Source organism: Pseudomonas sp. AD21, assembly GCF_002878485.1.
GTDB lineage: Bacteria > Pseudomonadota > Gammaproteobacteria > Pseudomonadales > Pseudomonadaceae > Aquipseudomonas.
This window is the reverse complement of record NZ_NQYG01000058.1, coordinates 1-6,604: the sequence shown is the minus strand read 5'-3', so window position 1 is coordinate 6,604 and position 6,604 is coordinate 1. Positions and strand designations below refer to the sequence as shown.

Below are 6,604 nucleotides of genomic sequence, written 5' to 3'. Positions count from 1 at the left end.
TTCTCAGCATCCGGATCAGTAGGCAGGAAGCACAAAGGCACGTCGTCCCTATAAAACGAATGCAGACCGGAAAAATTAGCGAATGAGAACAACTGTCAGGCGGGCGGTAGAGCGGCTTTTTCCATTAACACAAATCAAATGTGGGAGCATCAGGTCATGCGGTGGTCAGACCATTGCGGCCATGGTGTGGCGCCGGTGATGCACTTCCAGTTGATCCTTGATCACCTTGAGCACTTTGGCTTCATGCTCATGAATGAAAAAGTGCCCGCCGGCGAGCATGTCCACCGAAAAGCTGCCTCGGGTTTCCTTGCTCCAGCCGATCAGTTGCTCGGTGGTCGCGCGGTCAGCCTTGCCGCCAAGCACATGCACCGGGCAGTTGAGCAACGGCCGCTGCAACGGCTCGAATTTGCCGCAGAGCAGGAAATCCGCACGCAGGATCGGCAGGGTCAGGCTCATCAGCTCGGCATTGGCCAACACCTCTTCGCTGGTGCCGTTGAGTGTGCGCAATTGATCGATCAGCTCGGCGTCGGTTTTCGGCTCGGCAAAACCGCGATCGTAATCGGCGCGCATCGTCGGCGCCGCCGTGCCGGAGGCAAACAGCGCCACCGGCTCCGGACACCCCAGAACGCGCAGGGCGTGAGCGATTTCACAGGCCAGCAACGCGCCCAGACTATGACCGAACAACGCATACGGCGCCTTGAGCTTCGGGCGTAATTCCTTGGCCAATTGCATCGCCAGCGCACGCATATCAGTGTGCAGCGGCTCGTCGAAACGTGCGCCGCGCCCCGGCAGTTCCACCGGTTGCAATTGCAGCCATTGCGGCAGCTTTGGCCGCCAGCGGCTGTAGACCATGGCGCTGGCGCCGGAGTACGGCAGGCACAGCAGGGTCAGCTTGTTCACCCGGCTTTCCTCGAAAATTTTGTCTGTAGAGAGAAACGGATTACGCGCCCGGCAAATTAGTCGCGCGCCGGTAAATTCCCCAAACAGGCGCTCGTTAACCGTTCAGGCCAAAACCAATAATGAGGATTCACCGTGGACCTGCAGAGCATCCTGGGCAAGTTGTTCGCCAACGCCGGTGCCGTCGGCATCGAAGGCGTTTTCCAATTCGTGTTTGGTCCGCAGCTGGCCTACTGGTCGGAGGTCAAGGCCAGCAGTCGCACCGCGCCCGGGCGCCACGCCAGCCCCGACGTGACCATTGAAGTGGCCGAGGGCGATTTTCTCGGGATCATGGGCGGCAGGCTCAATGTCGAAGAACTGTTCGCCAGCGGGCGCCTGAAGATCGGCGGCAACATGGGCCTGGCGACGCTGCTGCCGCAGATCATCGAGCATGCGATGCGCGGTGGCGCGGTGGCGCAAAAGGTCGACATGAACAAGCGCTACCCGACCCCGCCACGCTTCAGTGAACAACTCACCGCCGGCCTGCCGACCCAGACCCGCGTCGAGCGCCACGCGCGCGGCGAACTGTCGGTTGGCGAATTCAAAAGCAGGTATTTGCCCAATGGCATTCCGGTGGTGATCAGCAATGCACTGCACGACTGGCCGCTGTTCAAGCTCAGTCGCGAAGAATCACTGGTGCATTTCGCCGAACTGCAGGGCATCACCCGCCACGGCGATTACGTGAAAAAAACCTTTTCCACCGAACGTGATTTCCGCTCGACGTCGATGGCCGAATTCATTGCCTCTCTGGATCAACCGGCAGTCAAACGTGCTGACGGCGAACCGCCGGCCTACATGGGCAACAACATCCTGCCGACGCAATTGCTGCAGCAGATCAAGTACCCGCCCTACTTCGATGCTTCGTTGTTCATTGCGCCACGGATCTGGATCGGTCCCAAAGGCACGCTGACCCCACTGCACCGCGACGACACCGATAATCTGTTTGCCCAGGTCTGGGGCCGGAAGCAGTTCACCCTCGCCGCCCCGCATCACCGCGAGGCGCTGGGCACCTGGTCGACGGCGCCAAAGGGTGGCCTGGATGGCTGCGATTTCAACCCCGACGCGCCGGACTATCCGCGTTTTCCTGCGGCACGCGATGTGACATTTCTGCGCGTGACGCTGGAGGCCGGGGATCTGCTGTTTTTGCCGGAGGGCTGGTTCCATCAGGTGGAGTCGGTGTCGACGTCGCTGTCGGTGAATTTCTGGGTGAATTCGGGCCGGGGTTGGTAACCCGCCTGATGTTTGTGTGGATGATTCTGTGGCGAGGGGATTTATCCCCGATCGACTGCGCAGCCCTCGCAAACTCACCCGGCTCGGTACATCTGAAGGAAAGAGTTGGCCGGGTTTGGGGCCGCTTCGCGGCTCATCGGGGATAAATCCCCTCGGTTTTCATCAGATAGAAAGTGCCAGGGTTATTTCAGGTGGCGATAGCTCTGCACCGCCGAACCCAACACCACCGCCCCGGCGGCAATCGCCAGCCAGAATCCGCTGCGGGCGCCGAAGGCATCCACCAGCCAACCGGAGCCTGCAGCGCCGATCGCCACGCCGATACTCAACCCCGTCACCAGCCACGTCAGGCCTTCAGTGAGTTTGGCTGGCGGCACGATACGTTCGATCAGGGCCATGGCGACAATCAGTGTCGGCGAGAAAAACAGTCCTGCGACAAACACCGCCAGCGACAAGCCGACAATATTGCTCGCCAGCAACAGCGGTAGCGTGGTCACCGCCGTCGCCACCCCGCCGTAGAGAAACAGCCGCGGCAACGGCAGTTTCGAACGCATCGCGCCAAAAGCGATACCGGCCAGACACGAGCCGATCGCATACACCGACAACACAATACTCGCCGCTGCCGGTTGGCCCTGCTGCTGCGCGAAGGCGACGCTGACCACATCCACCACACCGACGATGATGCCCATGGCGATCATCAGCGCCAGCAACAGCTGCACGTCCGTCGAACCGATGATCGAGCCCTGATGATGGGTTTCGTGCGGATGCACCGCCGGCTCGGTGCTGCGCTGGGCGACAAACGCGGTGACGCCGACCGCCAGAGCCAGCAGCGCCGCCAACGGCCCGGCCTCGGGAAACACCGCCACGCATAAGCCGACCGACAGCGGCGGACCAACGATGAAACAGACTTCATCGAGTACCGATTCCAGTGCGTAGGCGGTCTGCAATTGCGGCTGACCGCGATAGATCTCGGTCCAGCGCGCGCGCACCATCGCCGACATGCTCGGCATGCACCCGGCCAGTGCGGCGAAAATGAACAGCGTCCAGGTCGGCGCCTGCAAGCGCGTGCACAACAGCAACATCAGCAACGCCCCGCCGCCAATCAACGCCGACATCGGCAGTACTTTGCCCTGACCGAAGCGATCGACCAGACGCGACACCTGCGGCGCGCAAAACGCCGTGGCCAGGGCAAACGTCGCCGCCACCGCACCGGCCAGCGCGTATCCGCCCTTGAGCTGCGAGAGCATGGTGATCACGCCGATGCCGGTCATGGAAATCGGCATGCGCGCGATCATTCCGGCGAGAACAAAATTTCGCGCACCGGGGGCGGTGAACAATTCGCGGTAGGGGTTTGCCATCGGTTGCAGCCTCATCAAGGGCCGCCAAGTTGCCATAGGGTCGGGTGGCGGGGAAGCGCGCAATTGTTGGTGGAATGTGAAGACCCTTCGCGAGCAGGCTCGCTCCCACAGGGCAATGCATTCCAACCGTGGGAGCGAGCCTGCTCGCGAAGAGGCCGGCGAATTCAGCACAACACCGCACCACCGAATGAACTCTCATGGCCCGCGACCAGTCAGCTGAATAGACCCTGACTCAAGGCGCGACTTCGCATGCAGATCTCCCTCGCCCGACAAGTAGCCCTGATCACCGGCGCCAGCTCCGGCATCGGCCATGCCGCCGCCCAAGCGCTGGCCGCTGCCGGTGCTGCGGTGGTCATCAACTACAACCGTCAGCCAGAACCTGCGCAGGCGCTGGCCCGGCAGATCATCGCCGACGGCGGTCAGGCACTGGCCATCGCTGCCGATGTGTCGAAGGAAGACGAGGTCGAACGGCTGTTCGCCGAGACTCTCGAGGCCTTTGGTTCGCTGGACATTCTGGTGGCCAATTCCGGCCTGCAAAAGGATGCGGCGGCCGTGGACATGACCCTCGAAGACTGGAACACAGTGATCGGCGTCAACCTCACCGGCCAGTTCCTCTGCGCCCGCGCCGCACTGCGGATTTTCAACCGGCAAGGCGTGCGTGAAGGCGTGTCCCGGGCGGCCGGCAAGATCATTCACATGAGCTCGGTACACCAGCGCATTCCATGGGCTGGGCACGTCAACTACGCAGCGTCCAAGGGCGGCGTCGATCAGTTGATGCAGACCCTCGCTCAGGAAGTCAGCCATCAGCGTATCCGCGTCAACGGCATCGCGCCGGGGGCGATTCGCACGGCAATCAATAAAGAGGCCACGCAAGGCGCGGCCGGTGAAAAACTGCTGGAGCTGATCCCCTACGGCCGTATCGGCGACGTCGAGGACGTGGCCAACGCGGTAGTGTTCCTCGCCTCCGACGCCGCCGACTACATCGTCGGCACCACCCTGTTCATCGACGGCGGCATGAGTCTTTATCCGGAGTTTCGCGGCAATGGCTGAGCATCACCTCGAACGACAAAGCCCGATCGACGCCCACGGCATCATCGGCGACATGCGCAGTGCGGCACTGGTCAACGACAAGGGCAGCGTGGATTTTTTCTGCTGGCCGGAGTTCGACAGCCCATCGATATTCTGTTCGCTGCTGGACACCCCCGACGCGGGGATTTTCCAGCTCGCACCGGACCTGCCCGACGCCCGCCGCGAGCAGATCTACCTACCCGACACCAACGTTTTACAGACCCGCTGGCTCAGCGAATACGCCGTGGTGGAAATCACCGACCTGCTGCCGGTGGGCGACAGCGAGGATGACCTGCCGATGCTCATGCGTCGGGTGCGGGTGGTCAGCGGCGAGGCAACCTTCCACATGCGCTGCGCGGTGCGTCACGACTACGCCCGCGCCAGCACCAGGGCGCAGACGGACCAGCAGTCGGTGATTTTCAGCGCCGAGGGCCAGCCGTCGCTGCGGTTGGTGGCGGACCAGGCGCTGCACATCGATGGCGCATCGGCAGTCGCCTCGTTCAGTTTGAAGCAGAACGAAACCGCCGAATTCATTCTCGGTGGCGCCGATGACCCACGCTTTCGCAATGACACCGCCAAACTGTGTCTGGAGCGCACGCTGAAGTTCTGGCGTGACTGGATCGGCCAGTCCAACTATCGCGGGCGCTGGCGAGAAATGGTCAATCGCTCGGCGCTGGCGCTGAAGCTGCTGACCTCACGCAAGCATGGCGCGATCCTCGCCGCCGCCACTTTCGGCCTGCCGGAAACCCCCGGCGGCGAACGCAACTGGGATTACCGCTACACCTGGATCCGCGACGCCTCGTTCACCGTCTATGCGTTCATGCGCCTGGGCTTCGTCGGTGAGGCCAACGCCTATATGAGCTGGCTGCGCGGACGGGTCAGCGATTGCCGCGGTCAGCCGATGAAGCTCAACATTCTGTATGCGGTGGATGGTCGTCAGGAGTTGCCGGAAACCGAGCTTTCGCACTTGTCCGGTCACGGCGGCGCGCAACCGGTGCGCATCGGCAACGGCGCGTATGAGCAGATTCAGCTGGATATCTTCGGCGAGCTGATGGACGCGGTGTATCTGGTCAACAAATACGGCGACGCGATTTCCCACGAAGGCTGGAAACACGTGCGTGAAGTGGTCGATCAAGTGTGTGAGACCTGGCAGACCACCGACGTAGGCATTTGGGAAATGCGTGGTGAGCAGCATCACTTCCTGCATTCGCGGCTGATGTGCTGGGTGGCGCTGGACCGGGCCATTCGCCTGGCCTCGAAACGCTCGCTGCCGGCACCGTTCGTTCAGTGGGATCAGACCCGGCAGGCGATTTACGCCGACATCTGGGACAACTTCTGGAACGAGGAGCGCGGACATTTCGTCCAGTACAAGGGCGGCACCGCGCTCGACGGCTCGATGCTGCTGATGCCGCTGGTGCGTTTCGTCAGCGCCAAGGACCCGCGCTGGCTGTCGACCCTCGAAGCCATCGAAAAACATCTGGTGCGCGACGGCATGGTTTACCGCTACCGCAATGATGACAGCAACATTGACGGCCTGGCCGGCACCGAAGGCGCGTTTGCCGCATGTTCGTTCTGGTACGTCGAGTGTCTGGCCCGCGCCGGGCAGGTGGAAAAGGCGCATCTGGAGTTCGAACAACTGCTGCGTTATGCCAACCCGCTGGGGCTGTACGCCGAAGAGTTCGACAGCCATGGCCGGCATCTTGGCAACACCCCGCAGGCACTGACGCATCTGGCGCTGATCAGTGCGGCGAGTTTTCTCGATCGGCGCTTGAGCGGGGAAAAGCGTGAGTGGCAGCCGTAATTTCGTCAGCGCGTGTAGGAAATCTGCCGCATCTCGCCTCTTTAACTGGCTAATCCCTACACAGAAATAAACAGAATCAGATCCCCTGTAGTGAGGGGATTTATCCCCGACGGGCTGCAAAGCCGCCTCGCTTCTGCCCCTCCGATTGCTCCGGCAACACCGCATTGCCTGGCTTTGCGACTGCTGCGCAGCCGATCGGGGATAAATCCCCTCG

5 protein-coding genes are annotated in these 6,604 nt (G+C 62.0%); 3 read left to right on the top strand and 2 right to left on the bottom strand.

From position 1 onward, the window contains the following. Positions 1-165: 165 nt before the first annotated feature. On the bottom strand, positions 166-900 hold the full coding sequence (locus PseAD21_RS23975; RefSeq protein WP_102358284.1) for a thioesterase II family protein: 735 nt from the start codon (positions 898-900) through the stop codon (positions 166-168). 132 nt (positions 901-1,032) lie between these two features. Here PseAD21_RS23975 and PseAD21_RS23970 point away from each other — a divergent pair, with 132 nt between their 5' ends. Then, the gene (locus PseAD21_RS23970; RefSeq protein WP_102358283.1) at positions 1,033-2,166 is read left to right on the top strand and encodes a cupin-like domain-containing protein; all 1,134 of its coding nucleotides are present in this window, start codon (positions 1,033-1,035) and stop codon (positions 2,164-2,166) included. A 182-nt stretch (positions 2,167-2,348) separates the two neighbouring features. Here the strand turns inward: PseAD21_RS23970 and PseAD21_RS23965 are convergent, their stop codons facing one another. After that, a complete protein-coding gene (locus PseAD21_RS23965; RefSeq protein ID WP_102358281.1) occupies positions 2,349-3,521 on the bottom strand; it encodes an MFS transporter in 1,173 nt (390 codons plus the stop codon). Between the two features lie 249 nt (positions 3,522-3,770). On the opposite strand from PseAD21_RS23965, the gene PseAD21_RS23960 reads away from it, so the two are divergent. Both PseAD21_RS23960 and PseAD21_RS23955 read left to right on the top strand, forming a co-directional pair. After that, entirely contained in the window at positions 3,771-4,571 is an 801-nt protein-coding gene (locus PseAD21_RS23960; protein WP_102358279.1) for a glucose 1-dehydrogenase, read from the top strand. Further along, positions 4,564-6,390 carry a glycoside hydrolase family 15 protein gene (locus PseAD21_RS23955; protein ID WP_102358278.1) on the top strand — a complete coding sequence of 609 codons (1,827 nt, stop codon included), beginning with the start codon at positions 4,564-4,566 and terminating at the stop codon, positions 6,388-6,390. The genes PseAD21_RS23960 and PseAD21_RS23955 overlap by 8 nt, the downstream gene beginning before the upstream one ends. Positions 6,391-6,604: the final 214 nt, after the last annotated feature.